This window comes from Klebsiella sp. 2019SCSN059 (genome assembly GCF_021739525.1).
GTDB lineage: Bacteria > Pseudomonadota > Gammaproteobacteria > Enterobacterales > Enterobacteriaceae > Klebsiella > Klebsiella quasipneumoniae.
On sequence record NZ_JAKKOM010000015.1, the window covers coordinates 68,889 to 90,901 of the forward strand.

The window sequence follows — 22,013 nt, forward strand, 5'->3', positions numbered from 1 at the left end:
GTATACCAGATTTAGCTGGTGAGCGCGCCGGGCTTTTTTGAGAATACGCACTGACTATTGCAGTGAACCTTTGGGAGTACAAACAATGCAAGAGAATTATAAGATTCTGGTTGTGGATGACGACATGCGCCTGCGTGCGCTGCTCGAACGTTATCTGACCGAGCAGGGCTTCCAGGTTCGTAGCGTGGCGAACGCCGAACAGATGGATCGTCTGTTAACCCGCGAATCCTTCCACCTGATGGTGCTGGATCTGATGCTGCCCGGGGAAGATGGTCTCTCGATTTGCCGCCGTCTGCGCAGCCAGAGCAACCCGATGCCGATCATTATGGTGACGGCGAAAGGCGAAGAGGTCGATCGGATCGTGGGCCTGGAGATCGGGGCTGACGACTATATTCCGAAGCCGTTCAACCCGCGCGAACTGCTGGCCCGCATCCGGGCGGTGCTGCGCCGTCAGGCGAACGAGCTGCCGGGCGCGCCGTCGCAGGAAGAGGCGGTTATCGCCTTTGGTAAATTCAAACTGAACCTGGGCACCCGCGAAATGTTCCGTGAAGACGAGCCGATGCCGTTGACCAGCGGCGAGTTCGCGGTCCTGAAGGCGCTGGTGAGCCATCCTCGTGAGCCGCTGTCGCGCGATAAGTTAATGAACCTCGCTCGCGGCCGCGAATACTCTGCGATGGAGCGTTCCATCGACGTACAGATCTCCCGCCTGCGCCGCATGGTGGAAGAGGACCCGGCGCATCCGCGCTATATCCAGACCGTCTGGGGTCTGGGCTACGTCTTCGTCCCGGACGGTTCTAAGGCATGAAACGCGTGCGCTTTTCGCCGCGCAGCTCCTTTGCTCGCACGCTGCTCCTGATCGTCACCTTGCTGTTCGTCAGCCTGGTGACGACCTATCTGGTGGTACTGAATTTCGCGATCCTGCCGAGCCTCCAGCAGTTTAATAAAGTATTGGCCTACGAAGTGCGTATGCTGATGACCGATAAGCTGCAGCTGGAGGATGGCACCCAACTGGTGGTGCCCCCGGCGTTTCGTCGTGAAATTTATCGCGAGCTGGGGATTTCGCTCTATTCCAATGAAGCGGCGGAAGACGCAGGCCTGCGCTGGGCGCAGCATTATGAATTCTTGAGCCAGCAGATGGCTCATCAACTTGGCGGCCCCACTGAGGTGCGGGTGGAGGTCAATAAAAGCTCCCCCGTGGTGTGGCTGAAGACCTGGCTGTCGCCCAATATCTGGGTGCGGGTGCCGCTGACCGAGATCCATCAGGGCGACTTCTCGCCGCTGTTCCGCTATACCCTGGCGATCATGCTGCTGGCGATAGGCGGCGCCTGGCTGTTTATCCGAATTCAGAACCGCCCGCTGGTGGATCTGGAGCATGCGGCGCTGCAGGTTGGGCGCGGCATTATCCCGCCGCCGCTGCGCGAGTACGGCGCCTCTGAGGTGCGATCGGTGACCCGCGCCTTCAACCACATGGCCGCGGGCGTGAAGCAGCTGGCCGACGACCGTACGCTGCTGATGGCCGGGGTCAGCCATGATTTACGTACTCCGCTGACCCGCATTCGTCTGGCCACCGAGATGATGGGCGAGCAGGACGGCTATCTCGCGGAGTCGATCAATAAAGATATCGAAGAGTGCAATGCCATCATCGAGCAGTTTATCGACTACCTGCGCACCGGGCAGGAGATGCCGCTGGAACTGGCGGATCTGAATGCGGTGCTGGGGGAAGTGATCGCTGCGGAGAGCGGCTATGAGCGGGAGATCGCCACCGCCCTGCAGGCCGGCGAAATTCCGGTACGCATGCATCCTCTGTCTATCAAGCGCGCGCTGGCGAATATGGTGGTCAACGCGGCCCGCTATGGCAATGGCTGGATCAAGGTCAGCAGCGGCAGCGAAGCGAGCCGGGCGTGGTTCCAGGTTGAAGATGACGGACCGGGGATTAAACCTGAGCAGCGGGAGCACCTGTTTCAGCCGTTTGTGCGCGGCGACAGCGCCCGCAGCACCAGCGGAACCGGGCTGGGGTTGGCGATTGTTCAGCGTATTATCGACAATCACAACGGCCGGCTGGAGATTGGCTCCAGCGAACGCGGCGGGTTACTGATCCGCGCCTGGTTGCCGGTGCACCGGGTGCTGACGCCGATGAAACCGGCCAAAGAGAGCTGATCGCGCCCGCGGTTGGCTGGTCAAAACGTTGCGCAATAAAAAGCCGGGCAAGCCCGGCTTTTTCCTCTCTGCGTCCGTTAGCGCTGCGGCCCTGCCGCCACCAGCGCGGCGCCCGCTGGCGTATCGGTATACTTCTCAAAGTTCTCAATAAACAGCTTCGCCAGCTGGTCGGCTTTTTCCTGCCACTGCTCCGGGGAACCATAGGTGCTGCGCGGATCGAGGATCTGGGTATCCACGCCCGGGAGCGCCGTCGGGATCTGCAGATTAAACATCGGCAGGGTAAAGGTCTCCGCGTTGTCCAGCGAGCCATTGAGGATGGCGTCGATGATGGCGCGGGTATCTTTAATCGAGATGCGCTTGCCGGTGCCGTTCCAGCCGGTATTGACCAGATAAGCCTGCGCGCCAGCCGCCTGCATACGTTTGACCAGCACTTCGGCGTACTGCGTCGGGTGCAGCGACAGGAAGGCGGCGCCGAAGCAGGCGGAGAAGGTTGGCGTGGGTTCGGTCACGCCGCGCTCGGTGCCGGCCAGTTTGGCGGTAAACCCGGACAGGAAATGGTACTGCGTCTGATCGGCGGTCAGGCGGGAGACCGGCGGCAGTACGCCGAACGCATCGGCCGTCAGGAAGATCACTTTGGTGGCGTGACCCGCTTTGGAGACCGGTTTGACGATATTATCGATATGGTCGATGGGGTAGGAGACGCGGGTGTTTTCGGTTTTTGAACCGTCATCGAAATCGATTGTGCCGTCGGCGCGCACCACCACGTTTTCCAGCAGGGCGTTGCGGCGGATGGCGTGATAGATATCCGGCTCGGCCGCTTCAGAGAGCTTGATGGTCTTGGCGTAGCAGCCCCCTTCGAAGTTAAACACCCCATCGTCATCCCAGCCATGTTCGTCATCGCCAATCAGGCGGCGTTTCGGATCGGTGGAAAGGGTGGTTTTGCCGGTGCCTGAGAGGCCGAAGAAAATGGCGACATCGCCTTTCTCGCCGACGTTGGCAGAACAGTGCATGGAGGCGATGCCCTTCAGCGGCAGCAGGTAGTTCATGATCGAGAACATCCCTTTCTTCATTTCGCCACCGTACCAGGTGCCGCCGATCAGCTGAATGCGCTCGGTGAGGTTGAAAGCGATGAAGTTTTCCGAGTTCAGGCCCTGCTCTTTCCACTGCGGGTTGGTGCACTTCGCGCCGTTCATCACGATGAAGTCCGGCGCGAATTCCGCCAGCTCTTCGTCGCTCGGGCGAATGAACATGTTCTTCACGAAGTGCGCCTGCCAGGCCACTTCGGTAATGAAACGTACGCTGAGACGGGTATCGGCGTTAGCGCCGCAGAAGGCGTCGACGATAAACAGGCGTTTACCGGACAGCTGCTGTGTCACCAGCCCTTTCAGATGCTGCCAGGTTTCCTGCGAAAGCGGCTTGTTGTCGTTTTTACCCTTGCCTTTATCGGACCACCAGACGGTATCGCGGGTGGTGTCGTCGCGCACGAGGTACTTATCTTTCGGAGAACGACCGGTAAAAATGCCCGTGTCGACGGCGATAGCACCCAGACTGGTTAATACGCCACGTTCGTAGCCTTCCAGGTTGGGGTCGAGCTCTTCCTGAAACAACATGTCGTAGCTGGGGTTGTGGACGATATCCTGAACGTCATTGATACCATAAGCCTTGAGATCCTGCGGGGTTAAACCATGATTAACGCGCATGTCACTGCTCCTTAGCCAAGATGTACTGCTGTAAATTGTAGGGTTTATTACCGGGTATTGACCGCGACCAGGCTCATAGATTTACGTATCTCGACATTCCGCAGAATGACGAAAAAAACGGTGACTCCTGTCACGAAGTGAAGTGGATTATCTCAGGAAATGGACGGATGGTGGGGTTAGATGTTTCTCAATGGTTAAAAAGTAATTAAAAAAACTGCTGAAATGTGAATGTAATCGCTTTCCTAGAATAAAATTACGTAACTCTTTCAGCGAGAATCGATTCAACTCGTGAATAAATAAAAGTCAGGCACCGGGCGACAAACCACATCGCCGCCCGGTGCCTGAAGAAGAAGTGAGGATTAATGGACCTGCGGGTCGGCCGGAGAGGCGTTGTTACGGATCTCGGCGATGTCCATGGCGTTGAAGATATAGTGGTTACCGCAGTAGTCGCAGTGCATATCAATCTCGCCTTCGTCGGCAAGGATGCTATCTATCTCTTCGTCCGGCAGCGTCTTCAGCGCGCCGGCGCAGCGTTCGCGGGAGCAGGTGCACTTGAACTCCACGCTTTGCGGATCGTAGACCGTGACTTCTTCTTCATGATACAGACGCCACAGCACATCGTTCGCCGGCAGGGTGAACAGCTCTTCCGCCTTGATGGTCTCGGTGAGCGTCGCCAGGTGCTCAAAGTCGGCAGTCTGGGCATCCTGGGCCGGCATCACCTGCAGCAACATCCCGCCCGCCATCGGCTGGCCTTCATGTTCGCCGGTACGGATGATAAGGCGCGTCGGCAGCTGCTCTGAACGCTGGAAGTAATCTTCCAGGCAGGCGGCCAGCGTATCGCCTTCCAGACCGACCACGCCCTGATAGCGCTCACCCTCTTCCGGGGAGATGGTAATGACCAGATAACCGTTGCCGACCATCGCTTTCAGATCCGCATCGTCCGCAATCTCGCCCTGCACGCGCGCGACGCCGCGCAGCTGCTGCTGGTTATTGCCGTTGATCACCGCCAGCTGTAAAGGCCCATCGCCCTGCAGCTGCACGGTAATGTCGCCGGCAAACTTCAGGGTCGCAGTCAGCAGACTGGTGGCGACCAGCAGCTCCGCCAGCACCGTTTTCACCGGTTGGGGATAAGTGTGATTCGCCAGTATCTGCTCCAGGGTTTCCGACACCGTCACCAGCTCGCCGCGCACGGCATAGTTTTCAAACAGATAACGATGTAATTGATCGTGTTGAGTCATAATCATCTCTCTTTCTGGCGCGAGTTACTCACTCTCGCCGTGTTTAAATCTCATCAGGTCGCGGCGCTCTTTCTTGTCCGGACGTCTGTCAGGGTGCGGCATGGTCAGGGCGTTCATTTTGCGCGCCAGGGCCATTTTTTCACGCTTCTCGATACTCTCCGCCGTCTCTTCATACAGGGTGACGGCTTCGCTTGCCGGGCGGCGCTGCTCGGCGATACCGACGATGCGCACCGTCCGCTCGTCGTTGCCCTGACGCAGCGTCAGCATGGCGTCCAGTTCGACGATTTTCCCTGGTTTGCTGCGTTGTCCGTTGTAATGCACCTTGCCGCCTTCAATCATCTCCCGCGCCAGCGCGCGGGTCTTGTAAAAGCGGGCGGCCCAAAGCCATTTATCCAGTCTGACGGTTTCGGCAGGCTTCTCTTTCATCGCCTCTCCTTCGGGGTAAGCGAAGGGATCAGTCGTCGGTAATCATTCAGCCCCGGATGGCGCAGATACTGCTTTTCCGCCAGCCCGGAGTCGGGATTGGTAATGCCCAGGCAGTAGCGAATGCCAAACTCCCTCGCGGCATCCAGAATCGCCTCGCTGTCGTCGACAAACAGCGTTTTATGCGCCTCAAGGCCGGTTTCCTCCGCCACGGCGCGCCACAGACGCTGATCCTCTTTCGGATAACCAAATGTGTGGGTGGAAAGTAATAAATCAAGGTGCGCATCCAGGCCGGTGTGTTTGAGTTTCACCGCCAGATTGTGGGGATGGGCATTGGTCAACAGAATACGTCGCTTACCGCTGGCCTTGAGCGCATCAAGGAACGGCACGGTATCCTCACGCAGCGTGGCGCGCGGACCCTGTTCGCTGGTCATCGCACAAATATCCAAACCCAGGCGCTCGCTCCAGTAATCCAGACAGTACCAGTTTAGCGTATGCTGCACGGCATGATACTCCTGGTGCATGGCCTCTTTCGCCTGTTGCAGATTGAGGCCGCGGGCGGTCCCCCAGGTTTCCGGCACCAGCGTTTGCCAGAAATAGTTATCGAAAGCGAGATCCAGGAGCGTGCCGTCCATATCCAGCAGAACGGTATCGACCTCCTGCCAGGCGATATCAAAATGCATGATGACTCTCCAGCGAGCGGGAAATGGGCGACAGGGTATCACACCCTGCCGCCGGGGAAATTAATCTTGCGGGTCAGACGAGGGGAGCAGCACCGGGTTCAGGCAGCTTTCGTAATATTTCTGAATTTCTTCCATACGCTGGCGATGGCGTTGATAACGACGCAGCGCCTGCACGCCGTGGTAAGCCATGCATCCCACCATCGACAGCAGCAGAAGAGTGATGCCCAGATAGCGCCACAGGCCGCTGCGGTCGGGAATGCGGTGCAGGTTGATATGCTGGGTGCCGTTGGCGTCAGTAAACAGATTGGTGACGATCCCTTCGGCATGGAAGGGAGTATGCATCAGCATACCGGCCAGCCGCCGCAGTTCGCCCCATTGCTCATGCGCCGGGTAATCATACAGGCTTACCGCCGGCCACGGCTGATTGACCAGCACGCTGCCCTCGTCGCTGGCGATGAGGAAGCCGCCCGGGGCCGGGCTGTTGAGCGCCTGCGCCGCTCGCGAGGTTTCACGCATTACAAAGGGGGCGGTTGAGGTGGTCACCAGATTCTCCAGCGACTCGGCGCTGACTGGTCGCAGGAGCACGTTCACGCCATCCAGTTTCCCGGCGGACGCGCGCTTGGTTAACGTCTCCCAGTTACGGGTATTGCCGAGATTAACCAGCGCGTTCTTCAGGCGCAGGCAATCATCGGCAGCCGAACAGAGATCGTTGGTTTTCTGAACGATATCGCCGAAATCATCCAGCAGCACCATGCCAGATTTCTGAATGGCGGAGCGCAGCGCCGGGCTGACGCGGGAGTCGTCGTCGGTTTCCGGGTGCAGCTGACGCTGGACGGACTCCATCAGGGCGGTCGCTTTGCTGACAATGTCAGACTCCGGCAGCGGCAGAGGAGGGGCATCGTTCCACACAATCTGCGAACAATCGAAAGGCAGGAACGGCGAATCCTCTTTGGCCGTCCAACTGCCCGGCGTGCGGATGTTGCACATCCCGGTACCGGTCAGGCGCAGCGTATCGCCAATGCGCACATGGGCCTTTTCCAGCTGGCTGACGGTCGTGGCTTCAATCGTCTGCGCCCCCTTCAGCCACGACAGGGTGAACTTAAACGGCATATTCAGCGGTACGCTGGCCCATAGCATGATCACCACCACCAGGGCGCCGGCGGCGATAATCGCGCTGCGCAGCCAGTACTGCAGCGGGAAATTTTTCACTTCATCATGAAGCGACAAGTAGCGTCCCTGACGGGCCACATGGCGGTTGAGATAGATATCAATATCGGTCTGCTGTCCGAGGTCCTGGGCGATCCAGGGCTGCCAGTGGCGCGGATAGATGAGATCGATAATGCCCAGCGAGATATTATTGATATGTTCCTGATCGTTTTCGCCGAACAGCCCCCAGCGCTTCGGGACGCCGCGCAGGCAGTGGATTTCGCGCAGCGCGGCGCGGCGCGGCGCGGCATAGATCCCCCACAGGCCGGCGGCGAGCAGCAGCAAACCGGCGGCCACCAGCCACGGGGTAAAGACGGCTGGCCCAATCAGGCTGAAATAAAAGAACAGGAAAGAGGCGACGATCAGGATCGCTTCCCGCAGACCGTCCGGGCGATTCAGGGCGTGCTCTTCCGGGCTTTCCCGCCGGATCTGCCGCAGCTCTACCTGTTCGCTCTCTTCGCCGCGAATCGAGGCCTGGGTGGCCGAGGCGCGTTCCAGAGCGTAGCTTTGCGCTTCCTGACGATAGTCGCTCAGGGTATGACCGTTAAGGGTGATAACCAGCGGCAGGCTGTCGGTGGGGATCAGCTCGACGCTGTTTTCATCGTTGATATGCTGTTCCCAGAACGGCGGCAGATGTACCTCCACCGAATCGAGAAAATAGCGCCATTTATTCGGCGCGTCGGTGGTGATCCCGTAGCGGGTGATGGCTCGCGTCAACCCATAGACGGTATCGCTCTGTTCGTTTAGCGCCAGAGCGACGGGCGCGCTGGTGGCGCCGGACGCGGGCACCTGCTGGGCGCGGCTCAGTTCGGCAAGATACTTTTCGATGGCCTGGCGCTCATCGGCAGGGAGCGGCCGCGTGGTGGCATCGCTAAAGGCGTGCAGTAGGGGGAGCCGGCGGCGTCTGGCGTGCGTGCGATACCACCATCCAATGAGCAATACGCAGATTAGCAGAGCTGTAAGGAATATCAGAAAGGTGCCCATGCCCATCCCATCATAGTTATATTTTTCTTACGAAATCGTCGGTGAACGTGAAGACTAACGTCAAGCTGCAGTGTTAGCGGCGCACCTGCTTGCAGGGTAGTGAATATGTCATGCAGCAGTGTATAAGCTTACCAAAAACGTTAAAGCGCAGAAATCGGTAAATTCTCAAACAGAATTCAAGCTATTGACTTTTTTATCTTTATTACTTTCACCTTTGCAGGGAAAAGGTTACAACTCTGTAAATAAGTGGCGATTTGGATTGCCGAAAGCGTGTTGCGTATCGCACAATGACTGCTTAATCACAGCATAGACCGATGACAATGAGCAAATCATTACAAAAACCCACCATTCTCAATGTTGAAACTGTCGCCCGTTCGCGCCTCTTTAATGTCGAAAGCGTCGATCTGGAATTCAGCAACGGTGTGCGTCGTGTTTATGAACGTATGCGGCCTTCCACCCGCGAAGCGGTAATGATTGTGCCGATTGTGGATGATCATATTATTTTGATTCGCGAGTATGCCGTCGGGACGGAATCCTACGAGCTGGGCTTCTCCAAAGGGCTGATTGATCCGGGTGAAACCGTGGATGAAGCGGCCAATCGCGAGCTGAAAGAAGAGGTTGGCTTCGGCGCCAATAAGCTGACGTTCCTGAAGAAGCTCAGTATGGCTCCCTCTTACTTCTCCAGCAAAATGAATATCCTGGTGGCGGAAGATCTCTATCCGGAGTCGCTGCCGGGCGATGAGCCCGAGCCGCTGCCGCAGGTGCGCTGGCCGCTGGCGCAGCTGATGTCGCTGCTGGATGAAGAAGATTTTAACGAGGCCCGCAACGTCAGCGCGCTGTTTTTAGTGCGGGAATGGCTGCAGGCCCAGGGGAGACTCTGAACGAGCGTTCACGCTAAGCAGCAATAAAAAAGCGCCCGCAGGCGCTTTTTTTGTCAGAACAGCTCGTGGGTTTCACCGCCGCCGTCCGTCAGGGTGGTGCCCACCTCATGGACCGCCTGCTGCGTGGGCTGGGTACCCTCAATAAAGTATTCCGCCCGGCTGTTGCCCCCGTTCGCCAGCTGACCGGTGCTGCGATCGATATTCACCGTGACGATTCCCGGCGGCGGCGTTAACGGCTCTTCCGCAACGCCTTCCAGCACGCTCTTCATAAAGCTGTCCCAGGCCGGTTGGGCGCTTTTGGCGCCGCCTTCGTAGCCGGAGATCTGATCTTTAATCGCCCCTGATGCGGTGGTCCGCCCAAGATCGCGACGATGATCGTCAAAGCCGATCCAAACCGAGGTCACCACGCCCGGCCCGTAGCCTGAGAACCAGGCGTCCTTCGAGCTGTTGGTGGTTCCGGTTTTGCCGCCGATGTCATGCCGCTGCAGATCCCGGCCGGCGCGCCAGCCGGTTCCCATCCAGCCCGGTTCGCCAAAGATGTTGCTGTTCAGCGCGCTCTTGATCAGGAAGGCCAGCGGGGTATTGATCACATGCGGCGCGTATTCCTGGGCGCCGCTCTGCGCCACCAGTGACTGATTGGCCTGCTCCAGCTGCGGCTGCGGCGGCACGTTGCCATTCTGCGGTTCCGTCGAGGTGGCGACATCTTCCACATCTTTGTTTTCCAGCACATTGGATTTTGGCGTATCGCCGTAAATCACCGGTAAATCACACTGCGGGCAGGCGATTTTCGGGCGCTCTTCGAAGAGGACCCCGCCCTGATCATTCTCAATCTTACTGATAAAGAACGGGTTGACCAGGAAGCCGCCGTTGGCCATCACCGAATACCCGCGGGCGACCTGCAGAGGCGTAAAGGAGGCGGAGCCCAGCGCCAGCGATTCGGTGTGGACAATGTTTTGCGCCGGGAAACCAAAGCGCTGCAGGTACTCGGCGGCATAGTCAACGCCCATGGCGCGCATGGCGCGCACCATTACCACGTTTTTCGACTGCCCCAGGCCCTGGCGTAAACGAATCGGACCGGCATACTGCGGCGGCGAGTTTTTCGGCCGCCAGTCGGAGCCGGCCCCGGCGTCCCAGCGCGAGATTGGCACATCGTTGAGCATGCTGGCCAGAGTTAAGCCTTTATCCATCGCAGCGGTGTAGAGGAACGGCTTGATGTTGGAGCCGACCTGGCGCAGCGCCTGGGTGGCGCGGTTAAACTTGCTCTGGTTAAAGTCAAACCCACCGACAAGGGCAATAATCGCGCCGTTTTGCGGGTTAATGGAGACCAGCGCCGAGTTGACGTCCGGGACCTGCGACAGCCACCAGCTGTCACCCACTTTGCGAACCCAGATCTGCTGCCCGGCCTGCACGACGTCGTTGACTTTACGCGGAGTCGCCCCCTGCTGCGTATCGGAGATAAAGCGACGAGCCCAGCGCACGCCGTCCATCGTCAGTGAAACGGAGTCGCCGTTAGCCAACAGCGCGACGGCCTCCTGGGCAGTCGCGGAGGTGACCACCGCAGGAGAAAGCGGGCCTAAGCCAGGCTGGCGCTTCAGGGCGTCGACGATCTTTTTCGCCTCCCACGGCGTTTCGCCGACCTTCCACAGCACGCTGGCCGGGCCGCGGTAGCCGTGACGCATATCGTAATCCAGCACGTTATTGCGGACCGCCTGCTGGGCCGCCTGCTGGTTTTTGCGGGTAATCGTGGTGTACACCCGGTAGCCATCTTCATAGGCCTGCTCGCCATAGCGATTCACCATCTCCTGGCGCACCATTTCGCTCAGATAAGGCGCTGAGAAGGCGATTTTCGGCGCGTGGTAGCTGGCGTCGATGGGTTCGCTGCGCGCTTCATCGTATTGCGCCTGGGTGATGTACCCCTCGCTCAGCATACGCGACAGCACCACGTTGCGACGGGCTGTGGCGCGATCCATCGAATAGAGCGGGTTAAAGGTGGACGGGGCTTTCGGCAGACCGGCAATCACCGCCATTTCGCTGAGGGTCAGCTGGTCGATAGGTTTGCCAAAATAGACCTGCGCCGCGGCGCCGACGCCATAGGCGCGGTAGCCGAGGTAAATCTTGTTCAGATACAGCTCAAGGATTTCATCTTTGTTCAGCAGCTGCTCGATGCGGATGGCCAGAAAGGCCTCTTTAATCTTACGCATCAACGTCTTCTCGGGGCTGAGGAAGAAGTTACGCGCTAACTGCTGGGTGATGGTGCTGGCGCCCTGCGAGGCGTGGCCTGAGAACATCGCCACGCTGGCGGCGCGGAAAATACCCACCGGATCGACGCCGTGATGCTCATAGAAACGACTGTCTTCGGTGGCGATAAACGCTTTCACCAGCTCGGGGGGAATTTGCTGCAACGTTACAGGGATACGGCGCTTTTCGCCGTACTGCGCAATAAGCTCACCGTCGGCGCTATAGACCTGCATCGGGATCTGCAAACGCACATCCTTCAGGGTTGCGACGTCGGGGAGTTGCGGCTCTATGTATTTGTAGAGGCCAAAAATCGAGCCTGCTCCCAGCAGTACGCAACAGACTGCAAGGATCAATAGATACTTTACGAACTTCACCGGTGTTTTCCCATTTAGTTTTATTTGGGCAGTTTATAAACAAACGCGCGGTAGTATAAAGGCAAGCCAGGTGCATTGATATAGCCGGACAGTTTTGCCGGATAAGGAGATCGTAAGCATGGCTTTCAGAAACTGGCGGATCGGAATGCATATCCAACAGGATAGCATTGCCATTGTCGCGCTACTGCATGAGCGCTCACACTGGGCACTGCGCCGCTGGTGGCGCATTCCGCTGCCGCCAGGTCTGGTGCGGCAGGGGATGGTGGCGGACGTTAGCGCCCTCGGCTCACGGCTGGCCGACTGGCGGCGGGAGCTACCGGTGCAGCATCAGATCAGTATCGCCTTTCCCGCGGCTCGCACGCTGCAAAAACGCCTGCCTTATCCCCAGTTCGCCCTGCGAGAGCGGGAACAGGCGACGTGGATAGCCAGCGCCATGACCCAACAGCTGGCGATGCCCGCCTCCTCTCTATGTATTGATTATGCGCCCACCTCGCGGGATGACGGCTGGCAGGTGACGGCGGCGCAGCGGCTGGATATCAATGTTCTGCGGGAGCTGGCAGGGCGGCTGCGGCTGCGGGTGGCGGCCATCGTACCGGATGCCAGCGCGCTCGGCGCCTTTTTCCCCTGGGTGACGGCAGCAGAGCAAGGCCTGGCGTGGCGGGATGAAAAGTACTGGCTATGGGCGACCCAGGAGGCCTGGGGCTGTGACGCCTGCGATGCGATAGGGTCCTTAAGCCAGCTGGCGGGGCAACTTCAGGTTCCTCTGCGCCTGTGCGCTGATGCGGGCGACGAGGCCAGTCGTTTTGATGTCTGGCAGGTGGTTCACCGCCGGCAGCCTCCGCTGCCAGCCGACGGCGATCGCTACGCCATTGCCCTTGGGCTGGCGCTGGGAGGCGGGCGCCATGACGCATGTCGTTAATCTTCTCCCCTGGCGTGACCTGCGTCGCCGCCAGCGCCTGCGCTACGCCCTGTTGTTAGCCACCGGTATCGTGCTGCTGGTGGGAACGACCCTGCAGGCGGGGCGAACAGCGGGTCTACAGCGCGACGCCCTGGCGAGGATCCACACGACAGCCGACGCAGCGTTGCTCGCCTCGCTCAAACAGCGCGAACAGGCGATGCGCGAGGCATGGCAGCAGCATCAACGCCAGCGCGAGCAGCGCCAGCGCAGATCGACGATCGCCGCCTGGCAACCCCGACTAATGGCGCTCGCTGCAGGCCTGCCCGCTCAGGCATGGCTGACGCGGCTGGAGTACCAGGGGGCGCGCCTGACGCTGGATGGTCTGGCCCTCAACCTGCAGGCGCTGGCCCGGGTGGAGGCTGCTCTGGCCAGCGTCGCGGGATTCGCGCCGGCTAAAGCCGGCGGAACGCAGCGCGACGCCGAGGGGCGCTGGCGGTTCAGTTTTACCCTGTCGGGAGCGCGCACCGATGCGGATTAACACCCGGCGCACCCGGGCGGGGCTGTTGATCCTGCTCGCGATGGGGCTGATGGGGGGCGGCGTGGCGCTCTGGCGCGATGCCCCCCAGCCGCTGGCGGCGCTGTCCCGCGATGGCGCTCTGCAAACGCAGTGGCGGCGGATCATGGCGCTGCGCATCCCCGCCGGTGAAAGTTCCGGGGAACGCATCGACAAGCAGCCGTTCTCGCCCATCGCCATTCCGCTCGCCGGCGCGAAGCTAATCGCCTGGCATCCGCAGGGGAGCGGCGGTGAGATGGCGCTGACTCTCTCCTGGCCGACGGTACCCGCCCTGTTCTCATGGCTGGCGCGCTGCGGGATGAACCCGCGTTCGTTCTCGCTGGAGCGCGAGGGGCAGGCGCTGCGCATGCGGCTGCAGCTGGAGGCGGAAGATGGGCGGTAAATGCTGGATTTTTCTGTGGTTGCCGCTGTCGCTGCTGGCGGCCGGGCGCGATCCTTTCCTGCCGGTTGAAGATCCTTGCCGCACGGCGCAGCTGTCGCAATGGCGCTATGGCGGCGCGGCCGGCGATGGCGCAGGCTGGACGGGGTTTTTGCAGGACGGAAGCGGCATGTGGCGACGGGTACGCCTGGATGAGCAATTGCCCACGGGCTGGCGGGTGAGTCGGCTGACGGCCGGCGAGCTGGACATCGTCACGCCCCCGGGATGTGAACCGCCAGCGTGGCGCTGGCAACGTGAAGGAAAACAAGATGATGCGATGGATAAGCCTGCTGCTTCTGCTGCTACCGCTGGCGGTGGTCGCCGCGCGAAATGACAAGCCGGTTTCGCTGGTCGTTGACGACGCGCCAGTGGCCCAGGTGCTGCAAGCCCTGGCCGAAATGAACCATAAGAACCTCGTTGTCGCACCGGACGTCAGCGGCACGCTCTCCCTGCGCCTGCAGAAGGTCCCCTGGACCCAGGCGCTGCGGGCAGTGGCGGATAGCGCAGGCCTCTCTTTGCAACAGCAAGGGACGGTCATCTACGCGCATACGCAGGCCTGGCAAAAAGCCAATCTGGCGCAGCGCGAAGCTGAACAGGCGAAACGTCTGCAGAACCTGCCGCTGCTGGCGGAGAGCGTGACGCTGCACTATGCCGATGCCGAGGAGCTGGCTAAAAGCGGCGGTAAGTTGCTTAGCTCCCGGGGAAACCTGATGGCGGATAAGCGGACCAATCGGCTGCTGATCCGCGATGATGCGCGGCATCTGCCGGCGCTGAAGGCCTGGGCGCAGGAGATGGATCTGCCGGTCGGACAGGTGGAGCTGGCCGCCCATATCGTGTCGATGAGCGAAACCAGCCTGCGTGAACTGGGGGTGAAGTGGCGGCTGGCGGAGGCTGAAAGCACCCCGGGATCCGGGCACATCACCACCCTAAGCAGCGATGTGTCGGTCAACGATGCCAGCACCCGCGCAGGCTTTAACATCGGCAAAATTAACGGGCGCTTGCTTGAGCTGGAGCTTTCCGCGCTGGAGCGCAAGCAGCAGGTCGAGATTATCGCCAGTCCTCGTTTGCTCGCCTCCCATATGCAGCCCGCCAGCATCAAGCAGGGGAGCGAGATCCCCTATCAGGTCTCCAGCGGTGAAAGCGGCGCCACGTCGGTGGAGTTTAAAGAGGCGGTGCTGGGCATGGAGGTGACGCCGACGGTGCTGCAGAAGGGGAGAGTGCGGTTGAAGCTGCGAATAAGCGAGAACACGCCAGGCCAGGTGCTGAAGCAGGATAACGGCGAGGCGCTGGCCATTGATAAACAGGAGATCGAGACCCTGGTGGAAGTCCGCAGCGGCGAGACCCTGGCGTTGGGCGGCATCTTTTCGCAGAAAAACAAAACCGCCCGCGACAGCGTCCCGCTGCTTGGCGATATCCCGGTGCTGGGGCGTCTGTTTCGCCGCGACGGGAAAGATAATGAACGCCGTGAACTGGTTGTCTTTATTACGCCACGGATTCTGGCAGTACGTTAAGCAGGTTTTTCATGCTAAACACGTTTCAGGTGTTTGACGTGAGGACGGATTTAGCATACAAGGGGTACCGATTTGAGAGTCGGGTACGACATCAATCCTCCCTTTATTGTCCGGCGATTTTATTCAGTTGCCAAACCAGCCGGAGTATTGAGATAATTTTTAGTCTGACTCTCGCTCTATTGCATATGAGGTTTCAGTTCATGCCCTGCGGCGCTGGGTGTCTGCGAAGCGGGTTTATCATTAACGAATAGTCTTAGTAGTACCGAAAAAATGGCAGAGAAACGCAATATCTTTCTGGTTGGGCCTATGGGTGCCGGCAAAAGCACTATTGGGCGCCAGTTAGCCCAACAGCTCAACATGGAATTTTACGATTCTGATCAAGAGATTGAGAAACGCACTGGCGCTGATGTGGGCTGGGTCTTCGATGTTGAAGGCGAAGAAGGCTTCCGCGACCGTGAAGAAAAAATTATCAATGAGTTGACGGAAAAACAGGGGATTGTGCTGGCGACTGGCGGCGGCTCTGTAAAATCCCGTGAAACGCGTAACCGTCTCTCCGCCCGCGGCGTGGTGGTCTACCTGGAAACAACGATCGAGAAGCAGTTGGCCCGTACGCAGCGCGATAAAAAGCGTCCTTTGCTACAAGTCGATGCGCCGCCTCGTGAAGTACTGGAAGCGCTGGCTGACGAGCGTAACCCGCTGTATGAAGAGATCGCCGATGTGACTATCCGCACAGACGATCAGAGTGCGAAAGTCGTCGCGAACCAGATTATTCATATGCTGGAAAGCAACTGATTCTGGCTTAATAAAAGTGCGTCAGAGTAAAAGTCATTGAGGTGGATGTCGCGTTATGGAGAGGCTTACTGTTACCCTCGGGGAACGTAGTTACCCGATTACCATCGCGGCTGGTTTGTTTAACGATCCAGCTTCCTTCCTGCCACTCAAGTCGGGCGACCAGGCTATGCTGGTCACCAACGAAACGCTGGCGCCGCTTTATCTGGATACCGTCCGCTCTGCGCTGGAGCAGGCAGGGGTCAACGTTGACAGCGTGATCCTGCCCGACGGCGAGCAGTATAAAAGCCTGGCGGTGATGGATACCGTATTTACCGCGCTGTTACAAAAACCCCATGGCCGCGACACCACGCTGGTGGCGCTCGGCGGCGGTGTTATCGGTGATTTAACCGGTTTCGCCGCGGCAAGCTATCAGCGCGGCGTGCGTTTTATCCAAGTCCCTACCACCTTGCTGTCGCAGGTCGACTCGTCGGTCGGCGGCAAAACCGCAGTGAACCACCCTCTCGGCAAAAACATGATTGGCGCCTTCTGGCAGCCGGTTTCCGTGGTGGTTGATCTTAACTGTCTGAAGACGCTTCCGAAGCGCGAACTCGCTTCCGGACTGGCTGAGGTCATCAAGTATGGGGTGATCCTCGACGGCGCATTCTTCAGCTGGCTGGAAAACAACATTGATGCCCTGCTGGCGCTGGATGAAAAGGCCATGGCGTACTGCATTCGCCGTTGCTGTGAGCTGAAAGCGGAAGTTGTGGCTGCCGACGAGCGTGAAACCGGGTTACGTGCTTTACTCAATCTTGGACATACCTTCGGCCATGCTATCGAGGCTGAAATGGGCTACGGTAACTGGCTGCACGGCGAAGCGGTGGCGGCAGGTATGGTGATGGCGGCGCATACGTCCGAGCGGCTGGGGCAGTTCCGCTCGCAGGATACTCAGCGCCTTATCGATCTGCTCAAGCGTGCAGGTTTACCGGTACGCGGCCCGCAGGAAATGAGTGCGCAGGCGTATTTGCCCCATATGATGCGCGATAAGAAAGTACTGGCTGGCGAAATGCGGCTGGTGCTCCCGCTCGCAATAGGAAGCAGCGAGCTGCGCGGCGGAGTGCCGCATGATGTGGTTCTTGGCGCGATTGCTGATACTCAGCAGGCGCAACAATAAGAAGGTCTGGCCGCGTTCGCGCGGCGTTATCATTTCGGGTGATGTGCAATAATCGTGAGCATAAGCCTTTTAGTGGGGTGTTAAATGGATGATTTCAAACCAGAAGACGATATGAAAGCCGATCGCAACGATCGTCGTGCTGGTCGTTCCCGTCAGTCTTCCGAGCGTGATGCCGATCCGCAGATCAATTTTGACGATGTCGATCTTGATGCCGATGAAGGCCGTCCGACGCGCGCCGGCAAGGCCCGTCGTGAGCGTGAAGAGGAAGAGTTCGAAGAAGAACTGGATGCGGAAGATGAGGAGATGCTCGAAGAGCAGCCTGTAGAGCGTCGTCCGCGTAAGCGTAAAAAAGCGCCGGCGAAACCCGCTTCCCGCCAGTACATCATGATGGGCGTGGGGATTCTGGTGCTGTTGCTGTTAATCGTAGGTATCGGTTCCGCGCTGAAATCGCCATCTTCGTCCAGCCAGCAGACCGCTTCCGGCGAGAAGAGCATTAATCTGTCTGACGACCAGTCCGCCAGCACGCCAGCTGCCGGCCAGGATCAGACAGCCGCCAATACCACCACACAGCAGGACGTCACGGTACCGCCTATTGCCGCGAACCCGACCCAGGGCCAGGCAGCGGCAGAGCCGCAGGGCCAGCAGCGTGTTGAAGTTCAGGGCGATCTGAATAACGCGCTGACCCAGCAGCAGGGCCAGCTGGACGGCGCCGTAGCTAACTCGACGCTGCCAACTGAACCGGCAACCGTCGCGCCGATCCGTAATGGCGCCAGTGGCGCCGCGGCGCCGCGCCAGACGACCGAACGTCAGACGGCGGCAACGCCGCGTCCGGCCGAGCGTAAGCACACCGTCATCGAAGCGAAGCCGCAGCCGAAACCACAGGCGGTGGCGAAAGCGCCGGTAGAAACGAAACCGGTCCAGCCGAAGCATGTTGAAAGCGCGGCCACTACCGCTCCGGCGAAAACGACCGTCAGCGAAAGTAAACCGGCAGCCACCGCGCAGAGCAAACCAGCCACGACCGCGACGACCGCAGCGCCAGCTGCAACGGCAGCCGCGGCAGCGCCGGCGGCGAAGAGCGGTAAAACGGCAGGTGACGTCAGCTCGATGAAATCTGCGCCGTCGGGTAACTATACCCTGCAGCTCAGCAGCTCCTCTAACTATGAAAACCTGAACAACTGGGCGAAGAAAGAGAAGCTGGACAGATATGTTGTCTATGAAACGTCGCGTAACGGCCAACCGTGGTACGTGCTGGTGAGCGGTATCTATTCATCGAAAGATGAAGCGAAACGCGCGGTCACCTCGCTGCCGCCGGACGTGCAGGCGAAAAATCCATGGGCAAAACCACTGCATCAGGTTCAGGCTGATCTGAAATAATGCCGTGGGGTAGTCTTAAGCGCAGGATGCTGTCGGAGCTTTCTCCACAGCCGGAGAATGTGTAATTAGTTAGGCAGCATGAAAAAGAATCGCGCTTTTCTAAAGTGGGCAGGGGGGAAGTACCCCCTGCTTGACGATATTAAAAAGCATTTGCCGGAAGGTGAGTGCTTAATCGAGCCCTTTGTGGGCGCCGGGTCGGTATTTCTCAATACCGACTTTTCTCGTTATATCCTCGCGGATATCAACAGTGATTTAATCGGCCTGTACAACATCGTCAAATTGCGCACCGACGAGTATGTCGCTGCCGCCCGCGAGATGTTTACCCCGGAAAACAACGTCGCTGAGCGCTACTACCAGTACCGAGATGAATTCAACCAGAGCCAGGATCCGCTGCGTCGCGCGGTGCTGTTCCTGTATCTGAACCGTCACGGCTACAACGGCCTGTGTCGCTACAATTTGCGCGGCGAATTCAATGTGCCGTTTGGCCGCTATAAGAAGCCCTATTTCCCCGAGGCTGAGCTCTATCATTTTGCCGACAAGGCGCAAAACGCTGAGTTTTACTGCGAATCTTATGAAGAGTGCATGCAGCGTGCGGATAGCCGCACGGTGGTGTATTGCGATCCGCCCTATGCGCCATTGACGGCGACGGCGAACTTTACCGCCTACCACACCAACAGCTTCAACCTGGAGCAACAGGTGCTGCTGGCGCAAAAGGCGGAATCGCTGATGAAGAAACGGATCCCGGTGCTGATTTCCAACCACCGCACGCCGTTGACGCAGGAGTGGTATAAAAACGCGGCAGAAACGCATATTGTGAAGGTTCGGCGCAGCATCAGCAGCAACGGTGGTACGCGTAAAAAGGTGGACGAGCTCTTAGCGCTCTACCGTCCGCCTAAGACCAAATAAATTTCAAGGAGATGCGGATGAAGCAGTATTTGATTGCCCCTTCGATTCTGTCGGCTGATTTTGCCCGTCTGGGTGAGGATACCGCGAAGGCGCTGGCGGCGGGTGCGGATGTCGTGCACTTCGACGTCATGGACAACCACTACGTGCCGAACCTGACGATTGGCCCGATGGTGCTGAAGTCGCTGCGTAACTACGGTATTACCGCGCCGATCGACGTCCACCTGATGGTGAAGCCGGTCGACCGCATCATTCCTGATTTTGCCGAAGCTGGCGCCAGCATCATCACCTTCCACCCGGAAGCCTCCGAACACGTCGACCGCAGCCTGCAGCTTATCAAAGAGCACGGCTGTAAAGCGGGCCTGGTGTTTAACCCCGCGACGCCGCTGAGCTATCTCGATTACGTGATGGATAAGCTGGACGTGATCCTGCTGATGTCGGTTAACCCGGGCTTTGGCGGCCAGTCCTTTATTCCGCAGACGCTGGATAAACTGCGTGAAGTGCGCCAGCGCATCGATGCGTCCGGCTACGACATTCGCCTGGAAGTGGATGGCGGAGTGAAAGCGAGCAATATCGGCGAAATCGCCGCGGCGGGCGCGGATATGTTCGTTGCCGGTTCGGCGATCTTCGGTCAGCCGGACTACAAGAAAGTCATTGATCACATGCGTAATGAATTAGCGAAGGTGAGTCATGGATAAATTACAGGCGATCCGCGGCATCGCGTTTGATCTCGACGGCACGCTGGTGGACAGCGCGCCGGGTCTGACCGCCGCCGTTGATAACGCCCTCTACGCCCTGGAGCTGCCGGTGGCGGGAGAAGAACGCGTCGTGACCTGGATCGGCAACGGCGCCGATGTTCTGATGGAGCGGGCGCTGACCTGGGCTCGTCAGGAGCGTGCAACGTTACGTGCGGCGATGGGCAAGCCTTCCGTCGACGATCATGATATTCCGCAAGACGAACAGCTGCGCATTTTGCGTAAACTGTTTGACCGCTATTACGCCGAAGCGGCGGAAGAGGGCAGTTTCCTGTTTCCGGCAGTGGCCGATACGCTCGGCGCGCTGCAGGCCAAAGGCCTGCCGCTGGCGCTGGTGACCAATAAGCCGACGCCGTTCGTCGCCCCGCTGCTGGACGCGCTCGATATGGCGAAATACTTTACCGTGGTGATCGGCGGCGATGACGTACAGAACAAAAAGCCGCATCCGGAACCGCTGCTGCTGGTGGCGCAAAAGCTTGGCCTGACGCCGGAGGCGCTGCTGTTCGTCGGCGATTCACGTAATGATATTCAGGCGGCCAAAGCGGCAGGCTGCTGCTCTGTTGGCCTGACCTACGGCTATAACTATGGCGAACCGCTTGCGCTGAGCGAGCCGGACTATCTCTTCGACCAGTTTAATGAACTCTTACCCGCTCTCGGGTTACCGCACAGTGAAACTCAGGAATTGAAACATGACTAAGCCCATCGTTTTTAGTGGCGCACAGCCCTCAGGTGAACTGACCATTGGCAACTACATGGGTGCGCTGCGTCAGTGGGTAAACATGCAGGACGATTACCACTGCATCTATTGCATCGTGGACCAGCACGCCATCACCGTGCGCCAGGATCCGCAGCAGCTGCGTAAGGCGACGCTGGACACCCTGGCGCTGTATCTGGCCTGCGGCATCGACCCGCAGAAAAGCACTATTTTCGTTCAGTCTCACGTGCCGGAACATGCCCAGTTAGGCTGGGCGCTGAACTGCTACACCTATTTCGGCGAACTGAGCCGCATGACCCAGTTTAAAGACAAGTCCGCGCGCTACGCGGAGAACATCAACGCCGGTCTGTTTGATTATCCGGTACTGATGGCCGCTGACATTCTGCTGTACCAGACCAACCAGGTTCCGGTGGGCGAAGATCAGAAACAGCACCTTGAACTGAGCCGCGATATCGCCCAGCGTTTTAACGCCATCTACGGCGATATTTTTAAAGTGCCTGAGCCGTTTATCCCTAAATCCGGCGCGCGCGTGATGTCGCTGCTGGAGCCGACGAAAAAGATGTCCAAGTCCGACGACAACCGCAACAACGTCATCGGCCTGCTGGAAGACCCGAAATCGGTGGTCAAGAAGATCAAACGTGCGGTCACCGACTCCGACGAGCCGCCGGTGGTGCGCTACGACCTGAAAGAGAAAGCGGGCGTCTCCAACCTGCTGGATATCCTCTCCGCGGTCACCGGGAAAACCATTCCTGAGCTGGAGCAGCATTTCGAAGGCAAAATGTATGGCCACCTGAAAGGCGAAGTCGCCGAAGCGGTATCGGGCATGCTGATTGACCTGCAGGAGCGCTATCACCGTTTCCGTAACGACGAAGCGTTTCTCAATCAGGTGATGAAGGACGGCGCAGAAAAGGCCAGCGCGCGCGCTTCTCAAACCCTGAAAGCGGTATACGAAGCGATTGGCTTTGTCGCCAAGCCGTAAGCGACGCAACAGCTAAAAAGGGCGGGGATATCCCGCCCTTTTTTATGCCTGTCGTTCACG

21 protein-coding genes are annotated in these 22,013 nt (G+C 58.9%); 15 read left to right on the plus strand and 6 right to left on the minus strand.

Annotation, left to right across the window (positions count from 1 at the left end; genetic code table 11):
- Window positions 1-85: 85 nt before the first annotated feature.
- Window positions 86-805 carry an osmolarity response regulator transcription factor OmpR gene (ompR, locus tag L2I46_RS16530; RefSeq protein ID WP_001157751.1) on the plus strand — a complete coding sequence of 240 codons (720 nt, stop codon included), beginning with the start codon at window positions 86-88 and terminating at the stop codon, window positions 803-805.
- A complete protein-coding gene (envZ, locus tag L2I46_RS16535) occupies window positions 802-2,157 on the plus strand; it encodes a two-component system sensor histidine kinase EnvZ (protein ID WP_023291203.1) in 1,356 nt (451 codons plus the stop codon). The genes ompR and envZ overlap by 4 nt, the downstream gene beginning before the upstream one ends.
- A 77-nt stretch (window positions 2,158-2,234) precedes the next feature.
- On the opposite strand, the gene pckA is transcribed toward envZ, so the two are convergent.
- From pckA to L2I46_RS16560, 5 genes are all read right to left on the minus strand, one after another.
- Window positions 2,235-3,857, minus strand: a complete 1,623-nt coding sequence (gene pckA / locus L2I46_RS16540) for a phosphoenolpyruvate carboxykinase (ATP) (RefSeq protein WP_023291202.1) — start codon at window positions 3,855-3,857, stop codon at window positions 2,235-2,237.
- Between the two features lie 359 nt (window positions 3,858-4,216).
- Window positions 4,217-5,101, minus strand: a complete 885-nt coding sequence (hslO, locus tag L2I46_RS16545; protein WP_017899960.1) for an Hsp33 family molecular chaperone HslO — start codon at window positions 5,099-5,101, stop codon at window positions 4,217-4,219.
- 18 nt (window positions 5,102-5,119) lie between these two features.
- On the minus strand, window positions 5,120-5,521 hold the full coding sequence (gene hslR, locus L2I46_RS16550) for a ribosome-associated heat shock protein Hsp15 (RefSeq protein WP_236948045.1): 402 nt from the start codon (window positions 5,519-5,521) through the stop codon (window positions 5,120-5,122).
- Window positions 5,518-6,201 carry a GMP/IMP nucleotidase gene (yrfG, locus tag L2I46_RS16555; protein ID WP_236948046.1) on the minus strand — a complete coding sequence of 228 codons (684 nt, stop codon included), beginning with the start codon at window positions 6,199-6,201 and terminating at the stop codon, window positions 5,518-5,520. The genes hslR and yrfG overlap by 4 nt, the downstream gene beginning before the upstream one ends.
- Before the next feature lie 60 nt (window positions 6,202-6,261).
- Window positions 6,262-8,391, minus strand: coding sequence for an intracellular growth attenuator family protein (locus tag L2I46_RS16560; protein WP_048335458.1), 2,130 nt, complete (start codon window positions 8,389-8,391; stop codon window positions 6,262-6,264).
- Between the two features lie 320 nt (window positions 8,392-8,711).
- Between L2I46_RS16560 and nudE the strand changes: the two genes are divergently transcribed.
- A complete protein-coding gene (nudE, locus tag L2I46_RS16565; RefSeq protein WP_004202164.1) occupies window positions 8,712-9,272 on the plus strand; it encodes an ADP compounds hydrolase NudE in 561 nt (186 codons plus the stop codon).
- 53 nt (window positions 9,273-9,325) lie between these two features.
- On the opposite strand, the gene mrcA is transcribed toward nudE, so the two are convergent.
- Window positions 9,326-11,884: a peptidoglycan glycosyltransferase/peptidoglycan DD-transpeptidase MrcA gene (gene mrcA / locus L2I46_RS16570; RefSeq protein WP_101866328.1), complete on the minus strand. Its 2,559-nt coding sequence runs from the start codon at window positions 11,882-11,884 to the stop codon at window positions 9,326-9,328.
- 118 nt (window positions 11,885-12,002) lie between these two features.
- Here mrcA and L2I46_RS16575 point away from each other — a divergent pair, with 118 nt between their 5' ends.
- The 12 genes from L2I46_RS16575 to trpS all read left to right on the plus strand — a co-directional run bounded on the left by L2I46_RS16575 (window position 12,003) and on the right by trpS (window position 21,953).
- Window positions 12,003-12,803, plus strand: a complete 801-nt coding sequence (locus L2I46_RS16575; protein ID WP_236948047.1) for a pilus assembly protein — start codon at window positions 12,003-12,005, stop codon at window positions 12,801-12,803.
- Window positions 12,787-13,320 (plus strand): PilN domain-containing protein, encoded by a 534-nt coding sequence (locus L2I46_RS16580; RefSeq protein ID WP_048298487.1) that lies wholly within the window; start codon window positions 12,787-12,789, stop codon window positions 13,318-13,320. The genes L2I46_RS16575 and L2I46_RS16580 overlap by 17 nt, the downstream gene beginning before the upstream one ends.
- Window positions 13,310-13,738, plus strand: a complete 429-nt coding sequence (locus tag L2I46_RS16585) for a HofO family protein (protein ID WP_044524958.1) — start codon at window positions 13,310-13,312, stop codon at window positions 13,736-13,738. The genes L2I46_RS16580 and L2I46_RS16585 overlap by 11 nt, the downstream gene beginning before the upstream one ends.
- Window positions 13,728-14,108: a HofP DNA utilization family protein gene (locus L2I46_RS16590; protein ID WP_064154974.1), complete on the plus strand. Its 381-nt coding sequence runs from the start codon at window positions 13,728-13,730 to the stop codon at window positions 14,106-14,108. The genes L2I46_RS16585 and L2I46_RS16590 overlap by 11 nt, the downstream gene beginning before the upstream one ends.
- The gene (gene hofQ / locus L2I46_RS16595; protein ID WP_032454224.1) at window positions 14,044-15,285 is read left to right on the plus strand and encodes a DNA uptake porin HofQ; all 1,242 of its coding nucleotides are present in this window, start codon (window positions 14,044-14,046) and stop codon (window positions 15,283-15,285) included. Before L2I46_RS16590 ends, hofQ begins: the two co-directional genes overlap by 65 nt.
- A 270-nt stretch (window positions 15,286-15,555) precedes the next feature.
- Window positions 15,556-16,077, plus strand: a complete 522-nt coding sequence (gene aroK, locus L2I46_RS16600; protein WP_002920267.1) for a shikimate kinase AroK — start codon at window positions 15,556-15,558, stop codon at window positions 16,075-16,077.
- A gap of 55 nt (window positions 16,078-16,132) precedes the next feature.
- Window positions 16,133-17,227 carry a 3-dehydroquinate synthase gene (gene aroB, locus L2I46_RS16605; protein WP_023291192.1) on the plus strand — a complete coding sequence of 365 codons (1,095 nt, stop codon included), beginning with the start codon at window positions 16,133-16,135 and terminating at the stop codon, window positions 17,225-17,227.
- Between the two features lie 84 nt (window positions 17,228-17,311).
- The gene (gene damX / locus L2I46_RS16610) at window positions 17,312-18,601 is read left to right on the plus strand and encodes a cell division protein DamX (RefSeq protein ID WP_032429003.1); all 1,290 of its coding nucleotides are present in this window, start codon (window positions 17,312-17,314) and stop codon (window positions 18,599-18,601) included.
- A 78-nt stretch (window positions 18,602-18,679) separates the two neighbouring features.
- Window positions 18,680-19,507, plus strand: coding sequence for an adenine-specific DNA-methyltransferase (dam, locus tag L2I46_RS16615; RefSeq protein ID WP_004202178.1), 828 nt, complete (start codon window positions 18,680-18,682; stop codon window positions 19,505-19,507).
- A gap of 17 nt (window positions 19,508-19,524) precedes the next feature.
- Window positions 19,525-20,202 (plus strand): ribulose-phosphate 3-epimerase, encoded by a 678-nt coding sequence (rpe, locus tag L2I46_RS16620; protein WP_023291190.1) that lies wholly within the window; start codon window positions 19,525-19,527, stop codon window positions 20,200-20,202.
- Window positions 20,195-20,956, plus strand: a complete 762-nt coding sequence (gph, locus tag L2I46_RS16625; protein ID WP_064154977.1) for a phosphoglycolate phosphatase — start codon at window positions 20,195-20,197, stop codon at window positions 20,954-20,956. Before rpe ends, gph begins: the two co-directional genes overlap by 8 nt.
- On the plus strand, window positions 20,949-21,953 hold the full coding sequence (gene trpS / locus L2I46_RS16630) for a tryptophan--tRNA ligase (protein WP_002920253.1): 1,005 nt from the start codon (window positions 20,949-20,951) through the stop codon (window positions 21,951-21,953). Before gph ends, trpS begins: the two co-directional genes overlap by 8 nt.
- Window positions 21,954-22,013: the final 60 nt, after the last annotated feature.

Bases quoted from the DNA above. Each gene is read 5' to 3' on its own strand.
- ompR (WP_001157751.1), top strand. From the start codon at position 86: ATGCAAGAGAATTATAAGATTCTGGTTGTGGATGACGACATGCGCCTG.
- envZ (WP_023291203.1), top strand. From the start codon at position 802: ATGAAACGCGTGCGCTTTTCGCCGCGCAGCTCCTTTGCTCGCACGCTG.
- pckA (WP_023291202.1), bottom strand. From the start codon at position 3,857: ATGCGCGTTAATCATGGTTTAACCCCGCAGGATCTCAAGGCTTATGGT.
- hslO (WP_017899960.1), bottom strand. From the start codon at position 5,101: ATGATTATGACTCAACACGATCAATTACATCGTTATCTGTTTGAAAAC.
- hslR (WP_236948045.1), bottom strand. From the start codon at position 5,521: ATGAAAGAGAAGCCTGCCGAAACCGTCAGACTGGATAAATGGCTTTGG.
- yrfG (WP_236948046.1), bottom strand. From the start codon at position 6,201: ATGCATTTTGATATCGCCTGGCAGGAGGTCGATACCGTTCTGCTGGAT.
- L2I46_RS16560 (WP_048335458.1), bottom strand. From the start codon at position 8,391: ATGGGCACCTTTCTGATATTCCTTACAGCTCTGCTAATCTGCGTATTG.
- nudE (WP_004202164.1), top strand. From the start codon at position 8,712: ATGAGCAAATCATTACAAAAACCCACCATTCTCAATGTTGAAACTGTC.
- L2I46_RS16575 (WP_236948047.1), top strand. From the start codon at position 12,003: ATGGCTTTCAGAAACTGGCGGATCGGAATGCATATCCAACAGGATAGC.
- L2I46_RS16580 (WP_048298487.1), top strand. From the start codon at position 12,787: ATGACGCATGTCGTTAATCTTCTCCCCTGGCGTGACCTGCGTCGCCGC.
- L2I46_RS16585 (WP_044524958.1), top strand. From the start codon at position 13,310: ATGCGGATTAACACCCGGCGCACCCGGGCGGGGCTGTTGATCCTGCTC.
- L2I46_RS16590 (WP_064154974.1), top strand. From the start codon at position 13,728: ATGGGCGGTAAATGCTGGATTTTTCTGTGGTTGCCGCTGTCGCTGCTG.
- hofQ (WP_032454224.1), top strand. From the start codon at position 14,044: ATGATGCGATGGATAAGCCTGCTGCTTCTGCTGCTACCGCTGGCGGTG.
- aroK (WP_002920267.1), top strand. From the start codon at position 15,556: ATGGCAGAGAAACGCAATATCTTTCTGGTTGGGCCTATGGGTGCCGGC.
- aroB (WP_023291192.1), top strand. From the start codon at position 16,133: ATGGAGAGGCTTACTGTTACCCTCGGGGAACGTAGTTACCCGATTACC.
- damX (WP_032429003.1), top strand. From the start codon at position 17,312: ATGGATGATTTCAAACCAGAAGACGATATGAAAGCCGATCGCAACGAT.
- dam (WP_004202178.1), top strand. From the start codon at position 18,680: ATGAAAAAGAATCGCGCTTTTCTAAAGTGGGCAGGGGGGAAGTACCCC.
- rpe (WP_023291190.1), top strand. From the start codon at position 19,525: ATGAAGCAGTATTTGATTGCCCCTTCGATTCTGTCGGCTGATTTTGCC.
- gph (WP_064154977.1), top strand. From the start codon at position 20,195: ATGGATAAATTACAGGCGATCCGCGGCATCGCGTTTGATCTCGACGGC.
- trpS (WP_002920253.1), top strand. From the start codon at position 20,949: ATGACTAAGCCCATCGTTTTTAGTGGCGCACAGCCCTCAGGTGAACTG.